The 25,255-nt window shown below is 53.1% G+C and carries 23 protein-coding genes and 3 pseudogenes; 10 read left to right on the forward strand and 16 right to left on the reverse strand.

The features are described 5' to 3' along the window. Positions 1-11: 11 nt before the first annotated feature. From recD to UC14_RS03055, 4 genes and pseudogenes are all read right to left on the reverse strand, one after another. On the reverse strand, positions 12-2,066 hold the full coding sequence (gene recD / locus UC14_RS03040) for an exodeoxyribonuclease V subunit alpha (protein WP_112197203.1): 2,055 nt from the start codon (positions 2,064-2,066) through the stop codon (positions 12-14). Next, positions 2,063-5,745: pseudogene (gene recB / locus UC14_RS03045) on the reverse strand (exodeoxyribonuclease V subunit beta). Before recB ends, recD begins: the two are co-directional and overlap by 4 nt. Further along, a complete protein-coding gene (gene recC, locus UC14_RS03050) occupies positions 5,742-9,200 on the reverse strand; it encodes an exodeoxyribonuclease V subunit gamma (RefSeq protein ID WP_112197204.1) in 3,459 nt (1,152 codons plus the stop codon). Before recC ends, recB begins: the two are co-directional and overlap by 4 nt. A gap of 171 nt (positions 9,201-9,371) precedes the next feature. Next, on the reverse strand, positions 9,372-10,469 hold the full coding sequence (locus UC14_RS03055) for an NADH:flavin oxidoreductase/NADH oxidase (RefSeq protein WP_112151307.1): 1,098 nt from the start codon (positions 10,467-10,469) through the stop codon (positions 9,372-9,374). A gap of 220 nt (positions 10,470-10,689) precedes the next feature. Between UC14_RS03055 and UC14_RS03060 the strand changes: the two genes are divergently transcribed. The 3 genes from UC14_RS03060 to UC14_RS03070 all read left to right on the forward strand — a co-directional run bounded on the left by UC14_RS03060 (position 10,690) and on the right by UC14_RS03070 (position 13,851). After that, the gene (locus tag UC14_RS03060; protein WP_112197205.1) at positions 10,690-10,983 is read left to right on the forward strand and encodes a SelT/SelW/SelH family protein; all 294 of its coding nucleotides are present in this window, start codon (positions 10,690-10,692) and stop codon (positions 10,981-10,983) included. Positions 10,984-11,099: 116 nt separating this feature from the next. After that, complete coding sequence (locus UC14_RS03065) at positions 11,100-12,887, forward strand: methyl-accepting chemotaxis protein (RefSeq protein ID WP_112197206.1); 1,788 nt, start codon at positions 11,100-11,102, stop codon at positions 12,885-12,887. 181 nt (positions 12,888-13,068) lie between these two features. Continuing rightward, positions 13,069-13,851, forward strand: a complete 783-nt coding sequence (locus tag UC14_RS03070) for a CatB-related O-acetyltransferase (RefSeq protein WP_112197207.1) — start codon at positions 13,069-13,071, stop codon at positions 13,849-13,851. A gap of 64 nt (positions 13,852-13,915) precedes the next feature. Here the strand turns inward: UC14_RS03070 and UC14_RS03075 are convergent, their stop codons facing one another. Together UC14_RS03075 and UC14_RS03080 are read right to left on the reverse strand one after the other, a co-directional pair. Then, complete coding sequence (locus UC14_RS03075) at positions 13,916-15,073, reverse strand: M20 aminoacylase family protein (RefSeq protein ID WP_112197208.1); 1,158 nt, start codon at positions 15,071-15,073, stop codon at positions 13,916-13,918. Positions 15,074-15,428: 355 nt separating this feature from the next. Beyond that, positions 15,429-15,662 (reverse strand): DUF333 domain-containing protein, encoded by a 234-nt coding sequence (locus tag UC14_RS03080; protein ID WP_013574310.1) that lies wholly within the window; start codon positions 15,660-15,662, stop codon positions 15,429-15,431. Between the two features lie 265 nt (positions 15,663-15,927). On the opposite strand from UC14_RS03080, the gene UC14_RS03085 reads away from it, so the two are divergent. Continuing rightward, positions 15,928-16,155, forward strand: a complete 228-nt coding sequence (locus tag UC14_RS03085; protein ID WP_013574309.1) for a hypothetical protein — start codon at positions 15,928-15,930, stop codon at positions 16,153-16,155. Positions 16,156-16,217: 62 nt separating this feature from the next. Here the strand turns inward: UC14_RS03085 and UC14_RS03090 are convergent, their stop codons facing one another. Continuing rightward, on the reverse strand, positions 16,218-16,475 hold the full coding sequence (locus UC14_RS03090) for a YdgH/BhsA/McbA-like domain containing protein (RefSeq protein WP_112151311.1): 258 nt from the start codon (positions 16,473-16,475) through the stop codon (positions 16,218-16,220). Positions 16,476-17,028: 553 nt separating this feature from the next. Between UC14_RS03090 and UC14_RS03095 the strand changes: the two genes are divergently transcribed. The 3 genes and pseudogenes from UC14_RS03095 to UC14_RS03105 all read left to right on the forward strand — a co-directional run. Further along, positions 17,029-17,298: a hypothetical protein gene (locus UC14_RS03095; RefSeq protein WP_112197209.1), complete on the forward strand. Its 270-nt coding sequence runs from the start codon at positions 17,029-17,031 to the stop codon at positions 17,296-17,298. 206 nt (positions 17,299-17,504) lie between these two features. After that, entirely contained in the window at positions 17,505-18,356 is an 852-nt protein-coding gene (locus tag UC14_RS03100; RefSeq protein ID WP_112197210.1) for an aldo/keto reductase, read from the forward strand. Positions 18,357-18,382: 26 nt separating this feature from the next. Further along, a pseudogene (locus UC14_RS03105) lies at positions 18,383-18,667 on the forward strand (aldo/keto reductase); the annotation flags it as partial. Between the two features lie 109 nt (positions 18,668-18,776). Here UC14_RS03105 and UC14_RS03110 read toward each other — a convergent pair. Continuing rightward, the gene (locus UC14_RS03110; protein WP_112197211.1) at positions 18,777-19,670 is read right to left on the reverse strand and encodes a LysR family transcriptional regulator; all 894 of its coding nucleotides are present in this window, start codon (positions 19,668-19,670) and stop codon (positions 18,777-18,779) included. Positions 19,671-19,990: 320 nt separating this feature from the next. Between UC14_RS03110 and UC14_RS03120 the strand changes: the two genes are divergently transcribed. Then, positions 19,991-20,317, forward strand: a complete 327-nt coding sequence (locus tag UC14_RS03120; RefSeq protein WP_013574303.1) for an NIPSNAP family protein — start codon at positions 19,991-19,993, stop codon at positions 20,315-20,317. 76 nt (positions 20,318-20,393) lie between these two features. On the opposite strand, the pseudogene UC14_RS03125 reads toward UC14_RS03120, so the two are convergent. The 5 genes and pseudogenes from UC14_RS03125 to UC14_RS03145 form a co-directional block, all read right to left on the reverse strand. After that, positions 20,394-20,630 (reverse strand): annotated as a pseudogene (locus tag UC14_RS03125) (pyocin); the annotation flags it as partial. 40 nt (positions 20,631-20,670) lie between these two features. Then, positions 20,671-20,865, reverse strand: coding sequence for a CPCC family cysteine-rich protein (locus tag UC14_RS03130; RefSeq protein WP_013574302.1), 195 nt, complete (start codon positions 20,863-20,865; stop codon positions 20,671-20,673). After that, positions 20,858-21,115 (reverse strand): hypothetical protein, encoded by a 258-nt coding sequence (locus UC14_RS03135; protein ID WP_013574301.1) that lies wholly within the window; start codon positions 21,113-21,115, stop codon positions 20,858-20,860. The genes UC14_RS03130 and UC14_RS03135 overlap by 8 nt, the downstream gene beginning before the upstream one ends. Beyond that, positions 21,115-22,644, reverse strand: coding sequence for a colicin E3/pyocin S6 family cytotoxin (locus UC14_RS03140; RefSeq protein WP_112197213.1), 1,530 nt, complete (start codon positions 22,642-22,644; stop codon positions 21,115-21,117). Before UC14_RS03140 ends, UC14_RS03135 begins: the two co-directional genes overlap by 1 nt. Before the next feature lie 3 nt (positions 22,645-22,647). After that, a complete protein-coding gene (locus UC14_RS03145) occupies positions 22,648-23,133 on the reverse strand; it encodes a hypothetical protein (RefSeq protein ID WP_013574299.1) in 486 nt (161 codons plus the stop codon). Positions 23,134-23,517: 384 nt separating this feature from the next. Between UC14_RS03145 and UC14_RS26995 the strand changes: the two genes are divergently transcribed. After that, the gene (locus UC14_RS26995; protein WP_232829635.1) at positions 23,518-23,892 is read left to right on the forward strand and encodes a hypothetical protein; all 375 of its coding nucleotides are present in this window, start codon (positions 23,518-23,520) and stop codon (positions 23,890-23,892) included. Here UC14_RS26995 and UC14_RS03155 read toward each other — a convergent pair. Both UC14_RS03155 and UC14_RS03160 read right to left on the reverse strand, forming a co-directional pair. Beyond that, a complete protein-coding gene (locus UC14_RS03155; RefSeq protein WP_112197214.1) occupies positions 23,796-24,050 on the reverse strand; it encodes a bacteriocin immunity protein in 255 nt (84 codons plus the stop codon). The genes UC14_RS26995 and UC14_RS03155 overlap by 97 nt on opposite strands. Before the next feature lie 37 nt (positions 24,051-24,087). Further along, positions 24,088-24,351 carry a colicin immunity domain-containing protein gene (locus UC14_RS03160; protein ID WP_112197215.1) on the reverse strand — a complete coding sequence of 88 codons (264 nt, stop codon included), beginning with the start codon at positions 24,349-24,351 and terminating at the stop codon, positions 24,088-24,090. A gap of 267 nt (positions 24,352-24,618) precedes the next feature. Here UC14_RS03160 and UC14_RS03165 point away from each other — a divergent pair, with 267 nt between their 5' ends. Further along, complete coding sequence (locus UC14_RS03165; protein ID WP_047607407.1) at positions 24,619-24,936, forward strand: hypothetical protein; 318 nt, start codon at positions 24,619-24,621, stop codon at positions 24,934-24,936. Positions 24,937-24,977: 41 nt separating this feature from the next. On the opposite strand, the gene UC14_RS03170 is transcribed toward UC14_RS03165, so the two are convergent. Further along, entirely contained in the window at positions 24,978-25,238 is a 261-nt protein-coding gene (locus UC14_RS03170) for a helix-turn-helix transcriptional regulator (protein WP_112197216.1), read from the reverse strand. Positions 25,239-25,255 lie beyond the last annotated feature (17 nt).

The following is a 25,255-nucleotide window of genomic DNA, read 5'->3' on the forward strand; positions in this document are numbered from 1 at the left end:
TCAGGTATGCGTTACGCGCTTTCGATTAATCCGCTGGCACGTAACACCCGACGCTTCACCGCATCCGGTAAAACGGCATTCATTCCCCCGACACATCCCAGACTGAACCAGTGACGCGCACGGGTAATGCCGGTGTAAATCAGCTCGCGCGTGAGGATCGGACTGAGATTCTCCGGCAGCAGCAGCGCGGTATGGGTAAATTCGGATCCCTGTGATTTGTGCACCGTCATGGCAAATACGGTTTCCACCGCCTGCAAACGCCCCGGCATCACCCAGCGGATATCCTGCGTACCGTCTCCGGCCAGAAACGCCACTCGCAGGGTCGGCACCACAGTACCATCGGCAAGACGATGCGGGATCTCCAGCGTGATGCCGATATCGCCGTTCATCAGACGCTGGCTGTAATCATTGCGGGTCACCAGCACCGGACGCCCCGGATACCAGCCGATCGACGCCTTAAGCAACCCTTCCTTTCGCAAGATGTCGGCGATGCGCTGATTCAGTTCTTCCACACCCCAGCGCCCGCCACGTAAGGCGCACAGCAGCTGGAACTGGCTGTAGGCCAGAAGCACTCTGGCCGCCCAGCGGTTGAAGGCTTCCGGCGGTTCATTGTCTGCCGGTCGCGCCTGGATCATCACGTTGAGATAATGTTGATAGCCGACCGGAGGCTCTACGCCTTCGCGTCTGGCCGCCGCCGGGAACTGCTTCGTGCCGCCCTTCACCACCCAGTCGCGCAGTTCAGCATCATCGTCAGTGCTCAATGTCAGTTGCGCCAGGTCAGCGTATCCATGTTTCCAGACCTGTTTCAGCGCTTTCACATCCCCGTCATTTACTGCTTCCGCTAACTGACCAATGCCGCTTTGTGCATCAAAACGGTAACTGTGGCGCAGCATCACTACAGCCTGATCCATCGCCGTACCCTGGGGATCAACCAGCGAATCCGGGACCTGTTCGCCGGTCACGCTTTGCAACCAGTCGCGGGTATGCGGCAGATAATGGCCGCCGTTGGCGCGCTGACATAACTCGCTCAGTAATGCCCCCGCCTCCACCGACGCCAGTTGATCTTTATCGCCGAGCAGGATCAGACGCGCCTGTTCTGGCAATGCCGCCAGCAATGCGGCCATCATTTCCAGATCGACCATTGACGCTTCATCAACCACCAGCACATCCAGCATCAGCGGGTTGCCCGGATGATGGCGAAAATGCCGCGTATCGGGGCGGCTGCCGAGCAGACGGTGCAGTGTCACCACATCGGTGTTGATACTTTCTCGCACCGCATTACCGTTGCCGAGCGCACTGAGATCCAGCTTCGATACCGCACCGGCAATTGATTCATTGAGTCTTGCTGCCGCCTTGCCGGTCGGCGCAGCCAGTCTGATGCGCAGTGGCTGACCATTTTCCTCCAGCGCCAGCGTCTGTAACAACGCCAGCAGACGCACCACCGTGGTGGTTTTACCGGTGCCCGGCCCGCCGGTAATAATGCTGAACGCACTGCCCGCCGCCAGCGCGCAGGCCAGTTTCTGCCAGTTGGCGATATCAGATTTCGCATCCGCCGGGAATAACGCCGTCAGCGGCGCACGCAAAGATTCCACCGGCAAAGTGTGCAGCGCACTGCGCGCCAGACGTTGTTCAATTGCCGCCCGCACATTCTGTTCGTACTGCCAGTAACGGCGCAGATACAGGCGCTGGCCGGTCAGCACCAGCGGCGAATTACCTTCGTGGTGTCCGACCAGTGTCGGGTGCACAAGCGCCGCCAGCCATTCCTGCAAACTCAGGTCGTCGAGCACGGCCGCCGGACGGATCACCGCGCCGTCAGCGTGATCGCCTTCCGGTGGCAGCGAGAGTGAGAATGCGCTGTCATCAAGCGTGGCCTGCAAATCCAGACACACATGACCGCGCCCTAACTGATAGCTGGTCAGTGCGGTCGCCAGCAACAATAACGGATGCGCGTCCGGCGCTTCTTTTGCCAGAAACGTCACCAGTGCGCGATCGAGTTCGCGCAGCCAGCCACATTCCACCCAGCTCGCCAGCAGTTGTGCGATATCTTCACGGCTGTTGATTTTCATGCGTGTTCCTCCGTGCCGCTGAACAGAGCGTCGAGTTGTTCCATTAATGCTTTGTCCGGCCGCTGAACGCAGACGCCGTTACCCGGCGCGTGGCTGCCGCGCAGGAATAAATACACCGCGCCGCCGATATGCCGGTCGTAGTCATAATCCGATATGCGGGATTTCAGCAGACGATGCAGCGCAAAAAGATACAGCGAGAACTGCAAATCGTAGCGGTGCTCGCGCATTGACTGCGTCATATTTTCCTGGTCATAACCGCTGGCATCGTCTCCGAGCCAGTTGGATTTATAATCCAGCACGTAATAACGCCCGTCATGTTCAAACACCAGATCGATAAAGCCTTTCAGCATGCCGTTGAGATCTTCCGCCAGCAGCGGCGCACGCTCCGCGCCCTCAAGCGTGTATTGCTGAACCAGCTTGTCGAGGCGAACAGTTGAAACCTTCGTCAGCGAGAACCAGAACTCCATTTCAACCTGATAAGGCGGCAGTTCCGCCAGCGTGAAGGTTTCACCGTCCGGCAGGGCTAACGGCTGCGTCAGTAACGCGGTCAGCCAGCCGGAAAGCGGTACGATCCACTTTTCCCAGCCGCGCGTATTACAACGCCGCGCAACCTGATCGGCGATTTTCGCCGGATCCTTCGCCAGTGCCGCAAACCCTTCGTCGCCCGCCCATTCCAGCAAACCGTGCAGGAAATTACCCGGCGCAGGACCGCGCGGAAACGCATACAAATTCTCACCGGTCATCGGTTGCAAAAGCCCGGGCACCGGCTCTTTGTCTTCCACAAATACTTTCTGATCTTCTAAATAGCTGTCCTGAGCTGCGCTTTCGATCTCACCACGAGGCTCCCGGTTCAGGGTCTCCGGCACCATGTAGCTGCCTGCCGGTGCGATTTGCAGGCCGGAGAAACTCGACACCCACCAGCGCGGCCCTTTATGCGTTCGCAGCGGAGGACGCGGCCCGAGTTCCGGTAACAACTGCTCACTGCGATAGATTGCGCCATCCGTAACAGGCAGCGGCCAGGCGCGAATAGTGTCTGTTTCCAGTGCCTGCAAACTGGCGGGCAGCGCATCTGCATCGATCGCGTCGCCGCCGTGGAACAGATAGCCGGAGGCGCTCTTTTCGAATTCTTTCAGCGGAGCCATGCCCAGCCACAGCGCGTAACGCGAGCGGGTCATCGCGACGTAGAACTTACGCAGGTCTTCCCCCAGACGCTCGCGATCGGCCTGCACCAGTTGTTCATCCGTCGCGCTCAGCGCCACTTCCAGTTCACCTTCTGCCGTGTGCCATTTCAGCGGTGAGTCCTGTTTTTTCACCGCGCGGAAAGCACAGGCGAAAGGCAGGAATACCAGCGGATATTCCAGCCCTTTGGACTTATGCACCGTGACCACTTTCACCAGTTCAGCATCGCTTTCGAGACGCAGTTTGCGCGCATCGCCCCCCTGATGTTCATCCTGACACTGTTCCGCCAGATAGCGGATCAGCGCGTGCTCGCCGTCGAGCTGAACGCTGGCCTGTTGTAGCAGTTCAGAAAGATGCAGCAGGTCGGTCAGCGCACGTTCGTCACCACGGCCGAGCAGACGGCGCGGCACGTCGAATTCCCACATCAGACGGCGCAGCATCGGCAGAATGCCCTGTTTGCGCCAGCAGGTACGCAGCGCCTGAAACTGCTGAACGTAGCGCTCCCACTCGTTTTCATCCTGATTGAGCCGGTCCAGCGCTTCCCAGCTCAGGTTCAGCGAAGGTGTCGCGAGGGCCGCGCGCAGTAACCGGTCGTTTTCCGGCGCAGCACAAGCCGCCAGCCAGTATTGCAATTCGCCCGCCTGCGCACTTTCAAAAATCGATTCTTTATCGGAAAGATACACACTGCGCACGCCGCGTTTCGACAGCGCAACGCGCACTGCGGTCGCTTCCCGCCCGGTGTTCACCAGCACCGCGATATCGCCGGGCATTACTGGCTTCAGCGTTTCGCCGGGCAGGCCAAAACCGGCAGAACCTTGCTGGCCGAGGCGCAGCAGGCGAACAATTTCCGTGGCGCAGCGTCGGCCATCATCTGGACATACTGGTTTTTCGGCAATACTTCCGCCTGATTCTCCGGATACCACAGCGTCAGCGCAGCGGCTTCGGCATCATCAATTACCAGCGTATCGGCGCGTCCTTTGGCTTCTACCGGCAGGAACGGCACCTGATTTTCAGCGCCGCGCCGGAACAGGAACGCGCCCTCGCCGGACTTGCGATTTTCGGCCAGTTCAAACACCTGATTCACTGACGCCACCATCGCACGGGTAGAACGGAAGTTGGTCGCCAGCGTGTAGTGGCGGCCACCGGTATCACGACGGGCGCGCAGATAAGTATAAATATCGGCACCACGAAAGGCGTAAATCGCCTGTTTCGGGTCGCCGATCAGGATCAGCCCCTGCTCCGGCGCATTTTCCGCCACGCGGTAAACGGCGTCGAAAATGCGGTATTGCAGCGGATCGGTATCCTGAAATTCGTCGATCATCGCCACCGGGAATTGCGTACGGATGATCTCCGCCAGTCGTGCGCCGTTGTCGCTGCTGAGCGCAGCGTCCAGACGGGTCAGCAAATCGTTGAAACCCATTTGCGCGCGCTTTTGCTGCTCGAGGTCAAAACGATTTTTTATCCAGCGGCAGGCATGTTGCAGTAAACCGCTGCGGGCATCCGGCAAACTTTCCAGCCGGGTTTTCAGGGTTTCCATTGCCGAAATGGCCGGATGGACGGGCGCAACGCCCTGCTTCCAGCCTTCGTCTAGGCCTGCCGGTGTCAGGCGGGTCCAGCCGGTTTTGAGATCCGGGATTATTTCGTCGCTGGTCGCCCAAGCGTGGAGTTTATCCAGCCACGGATTGAAATATCGCGCCTGAATTTTCCCATTCACCGCTTTCGCTGCTACCGCGCCTTCGAGCATTGTGCGCAGTTCCTGCGTCCATTGCGGCCAGTCTTGTTTCAGCGCAGCCAGTTCCGCCGCTTTCAGGTTATTCACCGTTTCACATACTTCGGCAGGCGTCTGATCTGAGCCTAACTCTCCGGCATATTCCAGCAGCGGCATCACGCTGCGGTGTAAGTCTTCCGGTGAGCGCCACCAGCCGCGCAACATACGGATTTCCTGCTCACCGAGCGGGAAATAGAAACTGCGCCAGTAATCGCGCACCACGTTCATCAGCAGTTCGGTCTGGTCGGTTTCCAGCGTCTGGGTAAACAGGCTGTCGCTGTCGAATGCGTGCTCGCCAAGCATGCGGTTACACCAGCCGTGAATGGTGGAAACGGCGGATTCATCCATCCATTCCGCCGCCAGTTGCAGCTTGCGGGCACAGCCCGGCCATTGCTCCGACGTATATTCCGCACGCAAATTTTGCAAAAATTCGTCGCTGTCATTTTCCGCGTCAGGATTTCCTAAAAAATACCCTGCCGCTTGCGATAAACGTGCACGGATGCGATCGCGCAGTTCTTTGGTTGCGGCATCGGTAAAGGTCACCACCAGAATTTCCGGCGGCGTCAGCGGGCGGCTGAAAGCGTTATCGCCGCCGTGTCCGAGTACCAGCCGCACATACAGCGCGGCGATGGTGAAAGTTTTGCCGGTACCCGCGCTGGCTTCAATCAGGCGGCTTCCCGTCAGCGGAAAGTTCAGCACATTCAATGCTGATGGCAGACGTTGTTCCGTCATTCCTTGTCTCCTTTCTTACTGCGGGAAAGATAATTGATCAGCGGTGCCAGTAGCACATCGGCCAGCCGGGCAAATTCACCGTCAGACCAGAGTGCGGCAAAGTCCGGCCACGCGCGGGCCAGGTACGCATTGCTGTCACGCTCACCAAATTTCATGTTGGCCGGATCGTGATTTTCGTAGCTGTCGCGGGCGGCAAGCCAGGCATCGCTGTCCGTTGCGCTGTGCGCCGTGCCCTCTTTTTTCAGCCAGACAAAGGCTGTTTTTACCGCCAGCGGCAACGGCCGCAACTGCCCGATTCTCCACGTTTCAATCAGCGTGTCCCACAGTTCGCGCGCATAAGCGATCTCCAGCGGCGGTAATTCGGCGGTGCCGTTTTTGCTGACGATAAAGGTGTGCATTGGCTGTCCGTCAAGATGCCCCGCAAGATGCGCAACCCAGTAAGGCAGCAGCCGGTCAAAGCGGTAAGCGCGATCTTTTATGATGCCGGTACTTTCCAGCACCACGCGGGCACGGCCGCCCGCAGCATTTGCCCGCAGTTCGCTCAGCCAGTCGGAGAACATCACACCACCGGTTTTATCTTCCAGCGCCTCATTCGCCAGCGGCTGAGGCCATGCATCGAGAACCTGCTGATAGCTGGCAAACAAGCTATCCATCGGTTCGGCCAGATCGTCACTCAGCACCGCAGCAAATTCGCCCGGTGCCAGCTCGCCGCGTCGTTCAATACGTTCGAGTTGCTGACGTAAAACATCCTGACGCGAAACGCCCGCTTCCAGTGCCCATTTTTGCGCGCGGATCAGCTCATCCTGCAACCGCCAGTTTTCCAGCGCATTGATGTCGAACGGCTCCTGATCTTCGCTGCCCGGATCTTCCAGCTCAAAGTAGATGTTCAGCCGCTGGCGGAAGAAACTGCGCACCGGATCCGACAGGAAATCCGACAACTGACGCAGCGTCAGTGCGCCTTCCTGTTCCACCGGTTGCAGCGGTTGCGCTGCCACGGCAGCGGCTTCCGCTTCCAGCCCGGCGCGCCATTCGTGGGCATAACTAAACAGCGGGCTGCCCTGACTGAAATAGTCGCGGTTGAACGGTTGCAGACGATGTTCGGTGGTCAGGGCGTGCAGTAAATCTTCGCCACTTTGTGCTTTCCAGCCTGCCGCCAGATGGTCGCGCAACTGCGCCACCAGCACCGAAGGCGGGCGCTCGGTGTTGTCATGAATGCTGCGCCCCACCCAGCTAATGTGTAAGCGTTCACGCGCAGAAAGCAGGGCTTCGAGGAACAGATAACGGTCATCTTCACGGCGTGAACGGTCGCCCGGGCGGTAATCGCGCCCCATGAGGTCGAAATCCATCGGCACGCGGTTACGCGGATAATCACCGTCGTTCATCCCCAGCAGATGCACGTGGCGGAAAGGAATGGCACGCATCGGCATCAGCGTGGCGAACGTCACCGCGCCGCCGAAAAACGGCTGGGTCAGACCCGACTGGTCGAACTGCGCCAGCCAGTGATCGCGAACCACCGACAGCGGCAGTTCGGCCTGTAAATCTACGCTTTCACAGGCTTCGAGCCAGATTTCCAGCTCACCGTGCAGACGCACTAAAATAAAGCCATCTTCACCGTCATCCTCGCTAAAGTATTGAGAAAGGATATGACGCAGACGCCTGCCCCACTCCTGCGGAGGCGCAGGTTCACGTAGCTGACGCCAGGTGTCATCCAGGCAGTTCAGCAGATGTGACAGCGGGCCAATCAGTGCCGCATCCAGCCCGCCGATTTCATCCAGCGGCTCGATGTTTTTCCAGGCTTCGCCGCTGCCCACCGCATAGCCCAGCAACATGCGTTGCAGACCAAAGAACCAGCTGTTTTGCTCCGGTGATAACGGCAGTTCGAGGCTCTGGCGCTGCTCGGCATGCAGCCCCCAGCGCACGTTGGCGGCTCTGATCCAGCGGTGCAGCAGCGGCAGTTGTTCTTCTTCAATCCCGAAACACTGACGCACCGACGGCACATCGAGTAAATCCAGCAAATCACTGACCGCAAAACGCGACTGTGGCAGTTCCAGCAAACTTTCCAGCGCACCGAGTAACGGATTATTCTGGCGCGGTCCCTGATCGGCAACGGTGAACGGGATATAACGCGGATCACTGCGCTCCATCAGGCCAAACACCGCCTGAATGTGCGGCGCATAACCGTTGATATCCGGCACCATCACGATAATGTCGCGCGCTTTCAGCGTCGGATCTGCGGCCAGCGCCGCCAGCAGGCGGTCATGCAGCACTTCCACTTCGCGCTGGGCGCTGTGGGTAATAAAGAAACGCAGGGAATCGTCATGCTGAACGTCAGCGGCAGGCCATTCATCGATGGTTTCAGCCAGCGGGCGCAGCTGCAAAATGTCTTCCTGCAACTGATGCAACAGGGTATCGGTGCCGTTTGAGGTAAAGAGGTCGATGCGCGGGATCACCGGCGCCAGTTGCGCCGCATAGGATTCGTGGTTGTCGTATTCATTCAGCAGACCGATATAGTCACGCCCCTGCTTGCCCCATGCCGCCAGCAACGGATGCGCATGCTGATGGAGCTCATCTTCGGCAATGACCTGCGGCATGCCCGGCTTACGCAACTGACGTATCCGCTCTGCGCGCAGCAAATCTTTATCAGCAATGATATCGCTCCAGTCGTGCTCGCACGGGTTATGCACACACATAAAGATGTGTGTCCAGCGTCCCAGCACGGCCAGCACTTCAAGGGATTGTTGCGGTAACGAGGAGATGCCAAAAACCACCAGCCGCGCCGGTAAACCGGCCGGGCGCTGGTCTTCAGGAATAGTTTGCGCATAGTGCAGGAAACGCTGATGCAGCGCCGCACGGCTGGTGTTGCGCTCGTTTTCAGGTACATCCGCCAGCAGCGCGCGCCACAGTTGCGGCTGCCACAGCAGGTTTTCCGGCAAGGGCTCGCTGCCTTTACGGCTGGTGCGCAGAACGTCCAGACCGTTGCCCCAGTCTTCCAGCCAGTCAGCACGGTAAACCTGATACTGATCGAATAAATCCGCCAGACGCTGCGCCAGCTGATGCAATTTACGCATATCGCCGTCATCTTTTAAGAAACGGGCCAGCGGCGCAAAAACGGGTTCGGCAAGCAGTTCGGGTAACAGGCGGATCAGGCGCCAGGTCAGCAGCGGACGGTCAAAAGGCGACGATTCCGGCACCTGTTCTTTGCCGAGCACCGCGCGGTACACCTGCCAGAAAAAACGTGCCGGAAGTTTGATATCCAGCGCCGCCGCAATTCCGCAGCCACCGTCGGCCACATCACGCGCCAGCGCCAGTTTCAGCCACTGGTTGATGCCGTTGCTCTGCACCAGAATCACTTCATTTTCCAGCGGCGACAGCGGATGCGCTGCCATCCACGAGACCAGCACGTCCCTCAGCGTTTCTGAGTGATTTCCGTGTAATACCATCAAACCTGAATTCACGCCCGCATCCCTTTTTTCGCCTGTCAGGGTTGAGATTTTGCGTTGATTTGGAAAGGATTGAAAGGACAGAAAAGAAAAGAGGCAGGGCTTGCGGCCTGCCTCGTAGCAAAATGTAACGCGCTGAAAATTACCCGCGCGTTTTACGAGCTTCTTTCCAGAGATATTTTAGGATCACTGAATGCTGTAGCGCTCAAGCCAGTGCGCGTAAGGCGCAGGCAGAACCCATGAAGGATTGTCCTCGCCCAGTTCTTTCGCCAGCGCATACGGATAATGCGGGTTGGCGAGCATGGCGCGGCCAATCATCACCAGATCCATATCTTGTTCGCTGATACAACGTTCGGCCACGTCTGCCGACGCAACGCCCCATGAACTCGCCACCGGCAAGCCGGCTTCAGCACGCACGCGGCGCGACACTGGTGCCAGGAAACCGGCTCCCCATGGGATCTGTGCTTCCCAGGTCGAGAAACCGACGCTGACGTTGAGCATATCCAGCCCTTTCTCACGCAGAATACAGGTCAGTTCGATAGATTCCGCCAGCGTTTCTTCATCGCGGCCATCGTATTCGATCACGCCAAAACGCGCGGTAATCGGCAGGTTTTTTGGCCAGACGGCGTTAACGGCGTCGAAAGTTTCAATCAGGAAACGGCTGCGACCGGCAAAATCACCGCCGTATTCGTCGGTGCGGGTGTTGGAATGCACGGAGAAGAAGCTTTGCGCCAGATAGCCGTGGGCAAAGTGCAGCTCCAGCCATTCAAAACCGGCATCGCGCGCGCGTTTCGCGGCAGCGACAAAATCGGCCATCACGCGCTGGATATCGGCTTTGGTCATTTCTTTCGGCACTTTCGGCAGGTGTTTGCCGAATGCGACTGCGGATGGCGCAATGGTTGCCCAGCCACGCGGATCGCCTTCAGCAATATGATCGTCCCCTTCCCAGGGCAGATTGGCGCTGGCTTTACGGCCTGCGTGACCGATCTGGATCCCCGGTACTGCGCCTGCGGCTTTGATGGCTTTGGCAATCTTCGCCAGTTCAGCAGCCTGTTCATCGTTCCAGATCCCGAGACATCCCGGGGTGATACGCCCTTCCGGCGAAACCGCCGTCGCTTCGACAATCACCAGGCTCGCGCCGCCGCGTGCCAGCGTGGCGTAATGCACCTGATGCCAGTCATTCGGCACGCCATCAGTGGCGGAATACTGGCACATAGGCGGAACGGCAATGCGGTTTTTTAAGGTGACGTCTTTCAACGTAAACGGCGTAAATAGTGCAGACATAAAATTTCCTCGGTGGATTGGCACATTAAGCACACAGAGTGCTGCCAAAGAGCTATAAGCAGAAGTGTAGAAATATTATAGTGCGTATCAATTTTCGTTATAACTCAATCGGTGCCCCGCCGCCCGTCAGTGGCTGAGACAACAACTGGCGCAGGTCTGTAGCGGGCAGTAATATCCGATTTCTGAAACGTCGATAAAATCCTCTTAAAAGGGTCGTACCATGGAAAAATTACCTGCCATCACCATCACCTATTGTTCTCAATGCAACTGGATGCTGCGCGCCTCCTGGATGGCGCAGGAATTGCTGAATTCGTTCAGTACCGATCTGGCGTCGGTAACGCTTGTCCCCGGCACCGGTGGCATTTACGAAATCAAAGTCGATGACGAGATTATCTGGGAACGCAAACGCGATGGCGGTTTCCCGGACGCCGCACTGCTTAAACAGCGTGTGCGCGATATTTGTTTCCCGGAACGTTCACTGGGGCATGTGGATAAGAAGAAGGCCATAAAATAACCCACAACAGGAAACCACGGACGAAGCTACCTGTAGCTGCTTTTTTGTGACGGGTCTCAAGTTTTTCCCTTCCCTGCCGATAACTAAAACTTAAGATTCCTTCCAGGGAAATGCTCATGCTTAAGACCATCCGTTCGCGCATTATCACGGCCTGTATCGTCATCGTGGCCTGTTCGCTGATTATCAATACCTTCCTGAGTTATACCGTTGCCAACAAGTACAACAGTCAGGCGAGAGACAGCACACTTAACGCGCTGACGGCCAGCCACACGCGAGGGATCAGCGATTGGGTAAGCTCGAAAACAGGGATGATCGTTTCACTGCAACAGATCGCGATGTCAGAAGATCCGATCCCGGTTCTCAAACAGATCGCCAGTGCAGGTGGGTTTACCAACGTGTATGTCGGTTATGCAAACCGCAGCGCGAAGTTCTCCGATCCGACCGGGGTGCCTGCGGATTACGATCCGACCGGCCGCCCGTGGTACAAGCAGGCTGAAGCCGCCGGACATCCGGTGGCCACACCGCCTTATATTGATGCCGGTAGCGGGAAACTGGTGGTCACTTTCGCCGTACCGGTGATGGAAGCAGGCACGCTGAAAGCGGTTGTGGCGGGCGATGTCTCGATGGACAGCGTCGTGAGCAACGTTAATACCATTCATCCGACGCCGGGCAGTTTCGGCATGCTGGTGGATAAATCCGGTGTGATCATCGCGCATCCGGATACCAGCCTGGCACTGAAGCCGTTTACCGCACTGGCGGAAGGGGTGAATTTGCAGGATGTGTTTGCCGCCAATGCACCGGTGGATATCCGTCTGAACGGTGCGGTCAAGCGCGTCCGTGCGATGCCGGTAGCAGGCACGGAATGGTTCACGCTGGTGGCGCAGGATAAGAAAGAGTCCACTGCGGGTATGCGATCCCTGCTGACCTCGTCGGTGATTACGCTGATTGTGATCGTGCTGATTTCAGCCGTCGTCATCGGGCTGATTATCAGCAAATCGTTCCACCGCCTGTCGGTGGTGCGCGATACGCTCAATGCGATCAGTTCCGGTGAGGATGATCTGACGCAGCGCCTGCCGGCTGACGGACATGATGAAGTGACGCAAATCGCGCACGCCTTCAACACCTTCGTTGATAAGCTCAGCAAAGTGATGTCTGAAATCCGCACCACCAGTGAATCCGTTAAAATCGCGGCCGATGAAATCGCCGCAGGGAATAACGATTTGTCCGGTCGTACAGACTCTGCCGCGGCCAGCCTGCAACAAACCGCCGCATCCCTTGAGCAGATCACGGCGACGGTTTCCCAGTCGGCCAGTTCGGCGAAACAAGCATCCGAAACCGCCAAATCCGCTTCTGCGGCGGCCATACGCGGTGACGAAGTGGTGACTAAAGTCATTAAAACGATGGAAAGCATCGAAACCGCGTCATCGAAAATCGGAGACATTACCAGTGTGATCGACGGTATTGCCTTCCAGACCAATATCCTGGCGCTGAACGCCGCAGTCGAAGCCGCGCGCGCAGGTGAACAGGGGCGCGGTTTTGCGGTCGTCGCCAGCGAAGTGCGCAGCCTCGCACAACGCAGTGCGCAGGCGGCGAAAGAGATCAAAGTGCTTATCGAATCAACGGTGAGCAGCGTGGCGTCCGGCTCAGCGCAGGTGCGCCTCGCCAGCGACAGCATGAGCGAAATCGTCAGCAACGTGTCGAACGTCAGCAGTGTCATGCTGGAAATCACCCATGCATCTGAAGAGCAGATGCTGAGTATTAACGAAATCAACCGTGCCATTACCCAGCTCGACGGCATGGTGCAGCAGAACGCAGCGATGGTTCAGGAATCCACGGGGGCGGCGTCGGCGTTGCAGGAACAAGCCACCGGTCTGGCGGTTGCCGTCGGGCATTTCCGGGTCTGATCGCGCCGCCTGAGTAAGATGTTCATCACAGCGCCCGGACTTTATCCTCCGGGCGTTTTTTGCTTTACTTCACCGCCTCCTCACGTATTTTCCGCCGACCTCAGATTTTGTAATGTCTGTTTTATGCTAGGATTTAGACAAGAATATATAAAAACAGCATGTCACCTTTGAGGAGCAATGAATGAAGTATCCCGTTAACTTTCGATGGGCTCAAAAACATGAGGATTATTGTTTACGCCATAAGATCCATCTTAAATTCCCGGAAATAGTGAAAGGAATATATAAAAAGAGAAATATATTCCTTTTTAAAAAAGGGGAGAGAATAAAATTTACCGAGGATGTTTGGGTTGAAGAGTACGCCTCAATGCCACGAAAAAGTTTCTGTTCAATGGGCGCGTATTCTTACGCGTGCAGTAAATTACCCAATAACCTCAAAACTGGCAGATTTTGCAGCCTGGCAGCAGGAGTGCGGGTTATGGGGCCGCAACATCCCATACACCGGTTTACGACCAGTCCGCTGACGTATCATGATTTCTTCCCCAAAGTGGCGCAGGAACAATTCGGAGAAACGCTGAATATTGCCGGGTTCGACTATATGCCGGAGGCGACGGTATTAGGTCATGATGTTTGGGTGGGCGAACACGCCGTATTAAAAGGCGGCATCACTGTCGGCAATGGCGCAATTATTGCCGCCAATGCCGTCGTCACGTCTGATGTTCCTCCGTACGCGATTGTCGCGGGTATTCCGGCCAGAGTGATTAAATACCGGTTTGAGAAAAGTATTATTAATCGTTTACAATCTATTCAATGGTGGAATTATAAAATTACTGATTTACCCGACTTCGCAGCGGCTGATGATATTGTAAAATTCGCCGATGAGATGGAAGATAAAATACGCCGGAAGGTCATCAGCGAACATCACTATAAAGTGGTGAATATTGCGCAAGAGCTGGCAGAAATATAAAAAACCAGACCGGACAATGCGTAACGCCTCTGTTGTCCGGTCCGGAATGCCATGAAAAATGCGATCAGACTTTCAGCTCGCGCTCCACCAGCGTGGTCAGCACACCGATGCCGAGCGGAATAATGTCGTCATTAAAGTCGTAGCGCGGGCTATGCAGTGAGTCAGAAGGTGTGGCGCCATCGGCACCCAGCCAGAAATAGGCTCCCGGACACGCTTGCAGCAGATAAGCAAAATCTTCTGCAGCCATCGACGGCGCATTATTGAAATGCACTTTCTGAATACCCGGCGTGTTTTTCGCCGCGTCGCGCACAATCTCTGCCTGCGCTGCATGGTTCTGCGTGACCGGATAACCCAATTCCCAGCGCACTTCCCCTTTCACACCGTACGGTAACGGCACCGCATTGACGTATTCTTCAATCAGCCGCCAGCAGGTCTCACGGGTTTTGTTGCTCAGGCAACGCAGCGTGCCCGACATGTGCAGCGTTTCAGGAATGACGTTAATGGCTTCGCCCGCATGAAGTTGCGTCAGGCTGATCACCGTTTGTTCCAGCGGCGACAGGCGGCGCGAAATCAGGCTTTGCAATGACAAAATCAGCTGCGCGCCAGCCACCACGGGATCCGCACCCCGTTCCGGCATCGCCGCGTGACAACCTTTGCCGGTCAGGGTGATATAGAAGTTATCCTGCGACGCCATCATCGGCCCCTCGCTGACCGCCACCTCGCCAACCGGCAGTCCCGGCCAGTTATGCAGCGCGTAAACCGCCTGCATCGGAAAACGGTCAAACAGCCCTTCTTTCACCATCATTTCGCCACCGCCTAAGTTTTCTTCAGCAGGCTGAAAGATGAAATGGACAGTGCCGCGAAAATGACGGTTCTCACTCAGATGTTTTGCCGCGCCCAGCAAAATGGATGTATGGCCATCGTGCCCGCAGGCATGCATCAGGCCCGGGTTTTGTGACTGGTGCTCGAATTCATTCAGTTCTTGAATGGGTAATGCGTCGATATCTGCACGCAGTCCGATTGAAGGGCCTTCGCCGTTTCGCAGTGTGGCAATAACGCCGGTTTCGGCAATGCCCGTATACACTTCAAGACCAAAAGACAGTAGCAGTTCACTGATTATTTTTGCGGTGCCATGCTCATTCAGACCCAGTTCAGGTCGCCTGTGAAAGTCGCGACGCCACTGCTTCGCCTGCTCGATAATCTGTCCGGAAATGACCGCCATAAACCCTCTGTGCTGTTCTGAATTCAACACGGTGAAATGCTCTCACCGGCACGTTACTGCTCCAAAGTATCACATCCCGCAGTGAACCGATAAACGGGAAATCGGCTTCCTTTGCCCTTTATCGTGAGTGAGATTTCGGCGGTGAGCACACTTTCGGAATTTACCCAATATTGGCTGAACCCTTCACTATTGCCTGAATGAAAAACCCGCGCCGGATCGGTGTTTTTCCCGCCATTACATCCTTTGGAAAAGACTAAGTCCGCAAACAGGTAAAAGAGAAAAGCGCAGGTCGTCGTAAATTTTACAAAGGACTGGTGATACGCACGGGGTTATTTTCAGCCTGCGTGAAGCGGATTTAGTTATGATCCCGACGGTATAACTCCCATTCGTCGATACCGCGTCCATCAGGGAATACGCAGTCTGCACGAACGCCGTGTGGTGTTTGCACACTCACCGATCTCCCGCCTCTTTCATGGCAATATACCGCAGCCGGATTTGCCATCCCGCTCTGGTGTCTTTCTGGTTTATGGTGATAACCCGCGCAACCTGCCAGCGCTGAGACCATGATAATGAGGAAGAACTTTTTCATTCTGCACCTTCGTGATGAGAGTAAAAACGACGGGGAATTCTATTCCCCGTCGCTTTCCGTGACCTACTCCCATATTCTTAAAAAGCTTCTTCTTTTTACTTCGTTTATCAGGCGTTAAACTTTCAGGAAAGGGCCACGGCATCAGCTCCGCCGGGACGTTTTGCCAGAACAACTTAAAAAAAGCTTTTCTACTCACACAACCGGCAAAAATTTATGGCTACTATTATTCAGGTCGTGAATGGCTTCATCAATCAGGAAGGGGAATATGGAAAAGTACCAAAACCGGGGGGGCAATTCGGGTATCGTCGCTTTCACGACTACGGAAGATTCAATTACCGTGAAGTTCAAAGATGGCTGGCATTACATCTATAATTCCATCCGGCCAGGGGTGACAGACGTTGACCATATGATCGCCATGGCGAAAGCTGGCAGCGGATTGCATGGTTATATCAACCGAAAGATCCGCAATAATCACTTCCATAAATACCGCTAATCGCAGACACGAAAAAGGCGGCAACCGCCGCCTCTTCTGCTTACTGCTTGTTACTGCTCAGCTTATTTGTACATTTCTGCTGTACCGTAAAGCTGGTTATTACCGGATGCACCGATAATACGGTATGAACTTGCACCCGCCTGGGTGGCTTTTGCATTCAATTCTGATTGCAGGCCTGACAGTGAACCGGTGGTTGATGCACCGACTACACCAATGGATTGCTGACCTGCCGGCGCTGACTGCACTTCAGTCGCTGCCAGGGTTGAGAAAGAAGCTGTTGCCAGTGTCAGAGCGGCGATAGTCATTGCGATAGTTTTCATGAGGTTAATTCCTGTTCTTCGAATTTTGATTGGGAAACCTTTTGCAGGTGCCCCGGTTTAAGGTCAACGTTACTTATTAATTAACGTTCGATAAGTAAATACTAAGCGTCGCCGGGAGGTTGTGCAAGCAATTTATTTAACGATCATTAACTAATTGTGCGATCGCTTCGGGCGACGTCTGCCGCTGTTCATCGGTTTGGGGTTATTTGCTATAGGCGAGGATTGTTATTTCCGCCAGATGACCCCGAATACAGGGCCGTTCGATCCCTAAAGAGACAGGTAAAAGGATTAATTATTGGGAAATTAATCAGTTAAATTAACCGCCTCCGTTAATTAGTCCACCCATGTGTCAGCAATATCCGCTCCCGGCAAAAAAGCTGCCGAGGCTACGAGCAGGGGCGGCTATCAGTGAATAACGCTCACGAGGCCAAAGGATCGCCAGTAAAAAAAGGAAGTTCTTACCGGATTAAAAAATAAACTTGAAATTGTTTTCAGGATCCTCTCAGACTGGATATATTCTTTTAAATATCACCTTTTCTATGTGGAGCACGAAATGCTGAATTACTTTTTTTTTCAAAAGGGTAAGCAAATTGTTGTACTGGAAAGCTCGGACGTGGGCAAAGCTTCTCAGCTGATTGAACATGGCTACGAAAAACAGTTTGAAGAGATCAGTGCCACAAATGAAAAAAATGCGCTTGCACGCTTTGCTGACATTCGCCGAAATAACCAGATAGATCACGATGACTTCCTGGCAGGCGCCGGGTCTATGCCCCTTATAGATGGATTAACGGCCATTGCTACCTATCTTGTTAGCAAAAAGTAGCTCAGCTACGGACGGCTGAGAGTGAACCGTCGAAAAAACACACCCGCAATATGGCGGGTGATTATGTCCGCTGCTGGCACAAAGCCGAGCATCAGATCCCCTCAAATTAATGAATAAATCTAATAAACCCTAGCTAATTACCCCCTCTAATTGAATAAATCACTTTGCGTTATCCTTTTTCTACACAACAGCTGAAGGATTACGTCATGCAAACTGTAAATCTGAACAACGGTATTGAAATGCCCCTGCTGGGCTTTGGTGTGTTTCAGATGACTGATGCCGCTGAATGCGAAAGAGCCGTTATTGATGCCATTGATACGGGATACCGCCTGATCGATACCGCTGCTTCTTACCAGAATGAAACCCAAGTCGGGAACGCTCTGAAACAGACCGGTATCGCACGTCGCGAACTCTTTGTAACGACCAAACTGTGGCTGCAGGATACCCATTACGAAGGAGCTAAAGCCCAGTTCGAACGCTCCCTGAATCGGCTGCAACTTGATTACGTTGACCTGTACCTGATTCACCAGCCTTACGGTGATGTTCATGGTGCCTGGCGTGCCATGGAAGAATTGCATGAGGCAGGCAAAATTCGCGCCATTGGCGTCAGCAACTTCCATCCAGACCGACTGGCCGACCTTATCGCCTTCAACAAGGTTGCCCCTGCGGTAAACCAGATTGAAGTTAACCCCTTCAACCAGCAGTTGCATGCCGTTCCATGGAATCAAAGCCGTGGCATTCAGCCAGAAGCCTGGGCACCGTTTGCTGAGGGTAAAAATGGCCTGTTCCAGCATCCCGTGTTAACGGCAATTGGTCAGAAGTACGGCAAAAGCGTGGGCCAGGTTGTCCTGCGGTGGATCTTCCAGCGAGGCATCGTTTCTCTGGCCAAATCGGTGCGAAAAGAACGTATGGAAGAGAACATCAGCATCCTCGATTTTGAACTTAGTCCTGAGGATATGTTGCAGATTGCCGCCCTTGATACCGCAACCAGCGCCTTCTTCTCTCACCGCGACCCGGCGAGGGTGGAATGGCTGACTGGTCGCAAACTTGACGTTTAAACCGCGATAAAAGAGGTATTCATTCAATGCAAAAACGTTATCTGGGTAAATCCGGACTCGAAGTCTCCGCTCTTGGACTCGGTTGCATGGGGCTCAGTCACGGCTACGGCCCGGCGACAGATACCCGTCAGGCTATCGAACTCATTCGTGCTGCGGTTGAACGTGGCGTCACGTTCTTCGATACCGCCGAAGTGTATGGCCCATTTCTGAATGAAGAGGTTGTCGGCGAAGCCTTAAAACCTTTTCGCGATCGCGTCGTTATCGCCACCAAATTTGGTTTTACTTTTGGCGACGACAACAAGCAGCAGATAACCCAGGCGCTTGAAACGATTAAAATCGTCGGCGAACGTTACTCTCCTGAGCATCAGGCTCGCACAGGCCGTTAATACCCGGGCGGGTCCGCAGCGAATTGCGGACCCGTTATTCCGAGTAGCGAAGTGCATCGATCATCAGCGCAAAAGCAGGCGGATGCTGCTTACGGCTCGGGTAGTAAAGATAATATCCGGGGAAAGACGGACACCAGTCCTGCAGAACCTGAATAAGCTCTCCTGACTTTATATAATCCAGCACCCTGTCTTCAGGTATACAGGCGATGCCAAAACCGGATAAAGCCGCATCAATCCTTTCCGCCTGCAGATTAAACGTTACCTGCCCCTCAACCCTGACCCGTAACGGTTTCCCTTCCCTCTCAAACTCCCAGTGGTAAAGTCCACCGGCAGTGGGCAGACGCATATTGATGCACCGATGATTTTGTAGCTCGTGAGGCGTTTCAGGCGCGGGGTTAGCAGCAAAATATGACGGTGCGCCAACGACTGCCATTCGCATGTCCGGCCCAATTCTCACCGCGATCATGTCCTTATCCACGCTTTCGCCCAGACGGATCCCGGCGTCAAAACGCCCCTCAACAATATTGACAAAGCCGTTATCTACCACCAGCTCGAGATTAATTTCCGGGTATTCCCTGAGGAAGGGTTTTAGCTTCGGCCACACCAGATTTCGCGCGGCATGCTCCCCGGCAGATAAACGGATATTACCGGAGGCGGTGCCGTTCAGTTGAACAAGCGATTCCAGCTCCTGCTCGAGATCAGCAATACGGGGCTCAAGGCAGGCAATAATTCTCTCACCCGCTTCTGTGGGGGCAACACTTCGGGTAGTTCGCGTCAGAAGACGGATGTTCAGCCTTTCTTCCAGCGCTTTCATCGCGTGGCTGAGTGCTGACTGAGAAACACCGAGTTTGCCCGCGGCTTTGGTAAAACTTCGCTCTCTTGCTACCATCAGAAAGATTTGGAGTTCGTTGAAGTTTTCTTTAAGCATTAGCGGTTTCCTTATTGAAGCATTCCCCCCATAGTTCACTCATGAAGGGTATTCATAAACACAATCATTTTAGCCCCGTTACTGACAATAATGATAATTGATGTTGTATCGGCATCGGAAATAAGTCTGAATTATCAGCAGGTTTATCAGGAAAGGACTCGTTAACGGCCAGGTGGCATCCCACAATAACTACAAAACTGACGATGGAAATGAAATGGCGAGATGTGAGCCACTTCACTGAGTTTATCCAGTAATAATGTGTCGCGATCTCAAAAACGCCATGAATTCTATGCCGCTGACAAATAAACGGAGACAACACGTTGAGAACCGTCGAAATACTGCAATACACATTACACAAAGGCACCGGGGCCACGTTTCACGCCATCATGCAGGAAATCAGTGTTCCCCTGCACCAATGCCACGGGATCGACGTTGTTTCGTTCGGAAACTCGCTGCATGACCCGGATTGCTACTATCTGATCCGTGCCTTTGATAGCCCTGAAAGCATGGCTACGGCTCTTGATGCCTTTTATGCAAGCGCTGACTGGCGCAACGGTCCACGCGAAAACATCATTCGTAGTATCGAAACCAGCATTAAAACAGTGATGAAACTGACGCCGGAAAGCGTGGAAGGGCTACGAGGGTAAGTGCAGGTTATCGGAATATAACGTAGTAGTAATAAATCACAGGCGACAGAGATATGATCTGCCGCCTGAATATTCATTATTTTTTAGACGGCATCTGATCCGCCTCAAACTTTCCTTTTTTCGAACGCCGCTTAAAGTCACTGTATAACTCAACATCCAAAAACCTCACCAGCGGTTTACTCAGATAAATATAAATCGGCGGCATGCCGTGCGGCAGATTAACCAGGATGTAATCATCGAATGATTGTTCATCCGGGATCGGCAGTGAGGTTGAGGTGCTGCCCATTTCTTCCGCGCCGGGTAACGGTAATACTGTGCTAAGAGTAGGGCTTTATACCGTTAGCTTTTTGTGGCTACTGTATTATTTTACCTTGTTTAAAAGCCTCCTTAGCTTCATTCAAACTCATTTTGTTCGCTCCACCACGCCTGTCAGGATTTTTAGACTGAAAAGGGTCATCTTCCCAATTACAGGTGGGACAGATGTCATGCTCACCCAAAGCTTCGAATACCTTTTCACCACAGCATGGGCAAGGATAGTCATCAGTCATTGTCTTCACCTGCAGACATCTGAATAACGTAATTATCAGTATCAAATATTGTTTCAAATAGTATACCGAGGGATGCAGCTTGCACCTTATTCACGTTAAACACCGCAACACCATTGATGAAATCCATTTTATCCTCTTCATCCCAACCCATTATTTTTGAAATAGGGTCCAGTTTTTTTTTCGGGATGTTTACCTCTAAAATCAAGTCTTCTGTTTGCTTATCAAACAAATCAATCGTGTAAATAATCATTATTTTTCTACCTTTCTTGCTGGATCTGCAGGTTTCGTTTGTTTGCCGGTTACGGGATCAAATTCACCTAAATGATTACGCCCGCTTTTATCATAAACTTCGACAGTTCCATGTTGAGAATCCCATTCGTAGATCGTCTTTTTTGAGTCTTTCCAACGATACCGGAACTTTCCTCCGCCCTTGATTAGGGTCTTACTTACTGCTTTCTTAGCATCAGGAAATGCTGGCAATGGAGGATTTCCTTTTGGTGCCACATGGTATTTGTGGTCATTACTCAGATAAATATAAATCGGCGGCATGCCGTGCGGCAGATTGACCAGGATGTAATCATCAAATGATTGTTCATCCGGGATCGGTAGCGAGGTTGAGGTGCTGCCCATTTCTTCCGCGCCGGGTAACGGTAATACGGTGATGGTCGAAGGTAAATACGGCTCATCACGATTACCGGTATTGCCTGGCGCTTTAAACTCAAGCTCGTCGGGCGTCCAGATGATAGTGGGCTTTTCCGCGCCATCCGCCCAGAACTCATAGTTACCCGTGAATATGTTCCGCCGCATGGCGCGTACACGAACCTGATCCAGACCGCTGTCAGCGCCGGTGTGATAAGCCACGGGAATTAACCGGCCATATTTATCCTTCACCCACTGAAAACGGATCCGCGTCGGGGCGGACTTTCCGGCCAGCGCCGCAAGCTGGCTGTCGCTTAAAATATCCTCTTCACCGGCGTTCAGCTTGTTCGAGTAAAACGTCCCGATAACACCGACGGTGACCGGATTCACGAACAGGCTGCCGAGGCGGATCGACGTCACCCCGCGCAGTGCACTCATGCCCGACGCAATGAGCTCAGCGCCACCGCCCGTTGCTACGGGTATTGCCAGCGGCATACCAGACTGAGCGGGTGCATCAGCCTTCGCGCCAAATATCTTTTTGTACCAGGGCTTTTTATCACCGGCTGGCTTCTTGCGCTTCGTCGCCTGCGCGTGCTGCTCAACTTCGGGCTTTATGCCTGCGACCGGCGTCGGCACCCCGTAAGACAATCGCCCGAAGTTATGATGCTGCTCCTCGCAGGTTCGTGCTTCGGTATTCCCTGCGCCACATTCAGCCGATTTTGCAAACACCGGCATCGAACGTCTGGCCTGTTCTGCCGCTTCTTTCTCAGCCTGAACCAGCAATACCGCGGCACGCTCTGCTTCCCACTTTTCACGCGCCAGTTCGGCAGGTGATTTACCTCTCCCCATCCACTGTCCGGCTGGCGCGATAACCCGGTTCGTCCCCGGCGGGCAACCACATAAAACATCCGAACCGTCCACGGCAGAAGCGAGGCCGTCATAGGTGGAATGCGGTTCTCCGCTGGTGATTTTTCCGCGACGACCGCATTTCGGGCAGTCGGTCGTAGCATCACCGATGCGGATCACGCCAAGCCCGTGTTCCGTCGCATTGGGCAGAGAGGTCAGGCACACCGCGCCTGTCGTGGTTTTGTCGCCGTGCAGCGCCTGCCCGCGACCATAACAATTTGAGCGATACCCCATCCGTTACGCGCCGGTAACGGCAAGAAAATCTACTGCCATCGGGACATCTTTTCGGGCAACCAGGTAGCAACTGCCCTGCGGCGTACTGATAATTTTATCGCCGTTATCCAGCATGCTGCCGACTAAGGCAAATCCACGATTCCCCTCACAAAACTGCTGGCCTGCGCTGGTGGTAATCTTTGCCGTGCTGCCATCGGCATAAGTGACTTCATCCTGCTCAAGGGCAAACGCCGCTTCAGTGCCATTCTCAAGGGTGACTTTACCCGTACTGCTGGCTTTGGTGACTTTGCCACCGCGGGCAGTCAGGCTGCCTGGAACTGCCAGCCGGTAAATCGCAATAACAGGATGCTGACGGGCAAACGCTGCCTGTTCCTCAACAACTGCCCTCGCGCTTTCATCCATTTCAGCCAGTTGTTCAGCCGTGAAAGGTGGGGTATTGATGACATCCAGTAATTCCTGATTCAGTTCATTAGTGAATTGCATTTCCATATTTATTTTCCGTCCATTGAGGTGAGTTTCGCCGGTATGATAATCAGCTAAAATAAACACCCACAACGAACAATAAATATAAAACCATAAACCTTGAGCTAAATCATAAGATATAAGTCATTTAAGTTATTCGAGTTATTCGAGTTATTCGAGTTATTCGAGTTATTTATACAAACAGATAATACGAATACTCATATTAATTATTATTGAAAAATGATTCATATAAAATATTTATAGCACAAACAGTCTCATAAATTATTTCAAACAAGATAAATTCAAAGTCAAAATTCAGCCATCGCAGAAAATAACACATAATAATTAATGGATATAGAATGAAAATTGTCGTCATTATTTTATCATTTGCCCTCTTTTCTGGTACTCCTGATGCAAAAAAACTGTACCGAACGTGATGCAGAAGCAGCAGATATTGCAGTGGACAATCTCGATTCATGGGATGCCCTACATAAAAACTACATCGCTTACGCACAATGTGACGATGGCAGTATCGCTGAAGGAAATTCAGACGCGATGGCGCGGCTACTTGTCGATAAATGGCCGCAAATCGCTAAGCTGCAATCTCTGATAAATCGCGATTCAGGATTTGAAAAATATATTATGAGGCATATTGATGCGACGCTGGATGCGGATGACGCAGATACCAGTCAGCTTCTAAACAACGTTTTCCCGACAGAAGCCCGCCACTGTTTAATTTCGGTAACTACACTCTCTGGCGTGACTGGGTTATCACCTTCAGGATAAAAAATTAAATCAGTCCCTGAAGGATGCCCGGTAACCCGACTGAAATTTTCCAGTAAACTGTCCTGATATGACTCGCTGCCATGCACGTCGAAAATATCTTTCACCAGCGCAACAAATTCGGCTTCCGAGTACTCTTCAAACTTATCTTTGAGCTGCATGTTTTTCCTTTATCTGTATTCAGGTGGAACCTGAGAGTCATTCGTTATCCAAAACAGCCCTAACCCGCGCTTTAAGTTCATCAGCATCAAACTCATCCTTGTCACGATCATCATCAGGATTGAATTGGTCTGCGAGACAGAAAATGGTCGAGCATTTTTCACTGTCCTGATAGTTATCTTTCAGCGAATCGCCATTTTCACCCTCAGCTTTCCATAACATCTGATAAGGGTCAGCAAAATCTTCGGCTGAGATTTCGCCATTAATAAATGATCTGGCGAAGGTTAAAAGTTTCTGGCTCATTTTTGTTTCCATAGTAAAAAAATCACATGTTAAAATAATTTAATTTTGACTCAATAAAATAAAAAGTAGATCAATATAACATTTACACTATTTATAATTTGACTCAAGGAAAAACGAAGAACAACATCGAAAAGGAATTTAAATTCCTTGATATAGTTTCAATATGAAAATATATACTTTCAGTCTCACCCCCTAGGTATCGTTACAGTAATAACCCTTCCAAAAATGGTTATCTAGCTAATAATATTATATTCATAAAGGATTCACATGGTAAATACTCATGATTTAATCGCACAAGCAATTCGAGAAAAAAAACAGATTACTGCATATTACCAAGACTATTTTAGAGAGATGTGCCCTCATGCATTAGGAACAAAGAAAGGTAAACCCCAAGCTCTTTTCTATCAATTTGGTGGCGAAAGCAGCAAAGGACAGGTTTTTCCTGGTTCAGATACTAATTGGAGATGCATCCCGATTGAAGGCCTTGTAGGCGTGACTATTCGCGAAGGTGAATGGTACACGGCAAATAATCATAGCAGGGCACAAACGTGCATTGATTATATTGAGGTTGAAGTTTCAATATAACTTGATGGCGGGGTAAATTCCCCGCCATCAATTTCAAGTTCTTACCCTTTATCCCGCACACGAACCGAGCGTTCAATCAGATTTCCCTGCCGGTCATAATAACGGCTCGGCCAGACGGTTTGTGGTGGCACACCGATTACCTGAGAGATAAGGATCTCTCCTTTCGGCCAGGGTCTGGAAAGTGCATTAGAAAGCGTGGAAGAACTCAGCCCCGCAGCGCGTGAGACCGCTGCCAGCGTGGTGCCTTTCTTGCGTAGTGCTGCAATGATATCGGCGGGATGCCAGTCGTTGAGAGTATTCATGGATTGCTCCTTCAGAT

This window comes from Rahnella sp. NRRL B-41462 (assembly GCF_003263525.1).
GTDB classification, from domain to species: domain Bacteria; phylum Pseudomonadota; class Gammaproteobacteria; order Enterobacterales; family Enterobacteriaceae; genus Rahnella; species Rahnella aceris.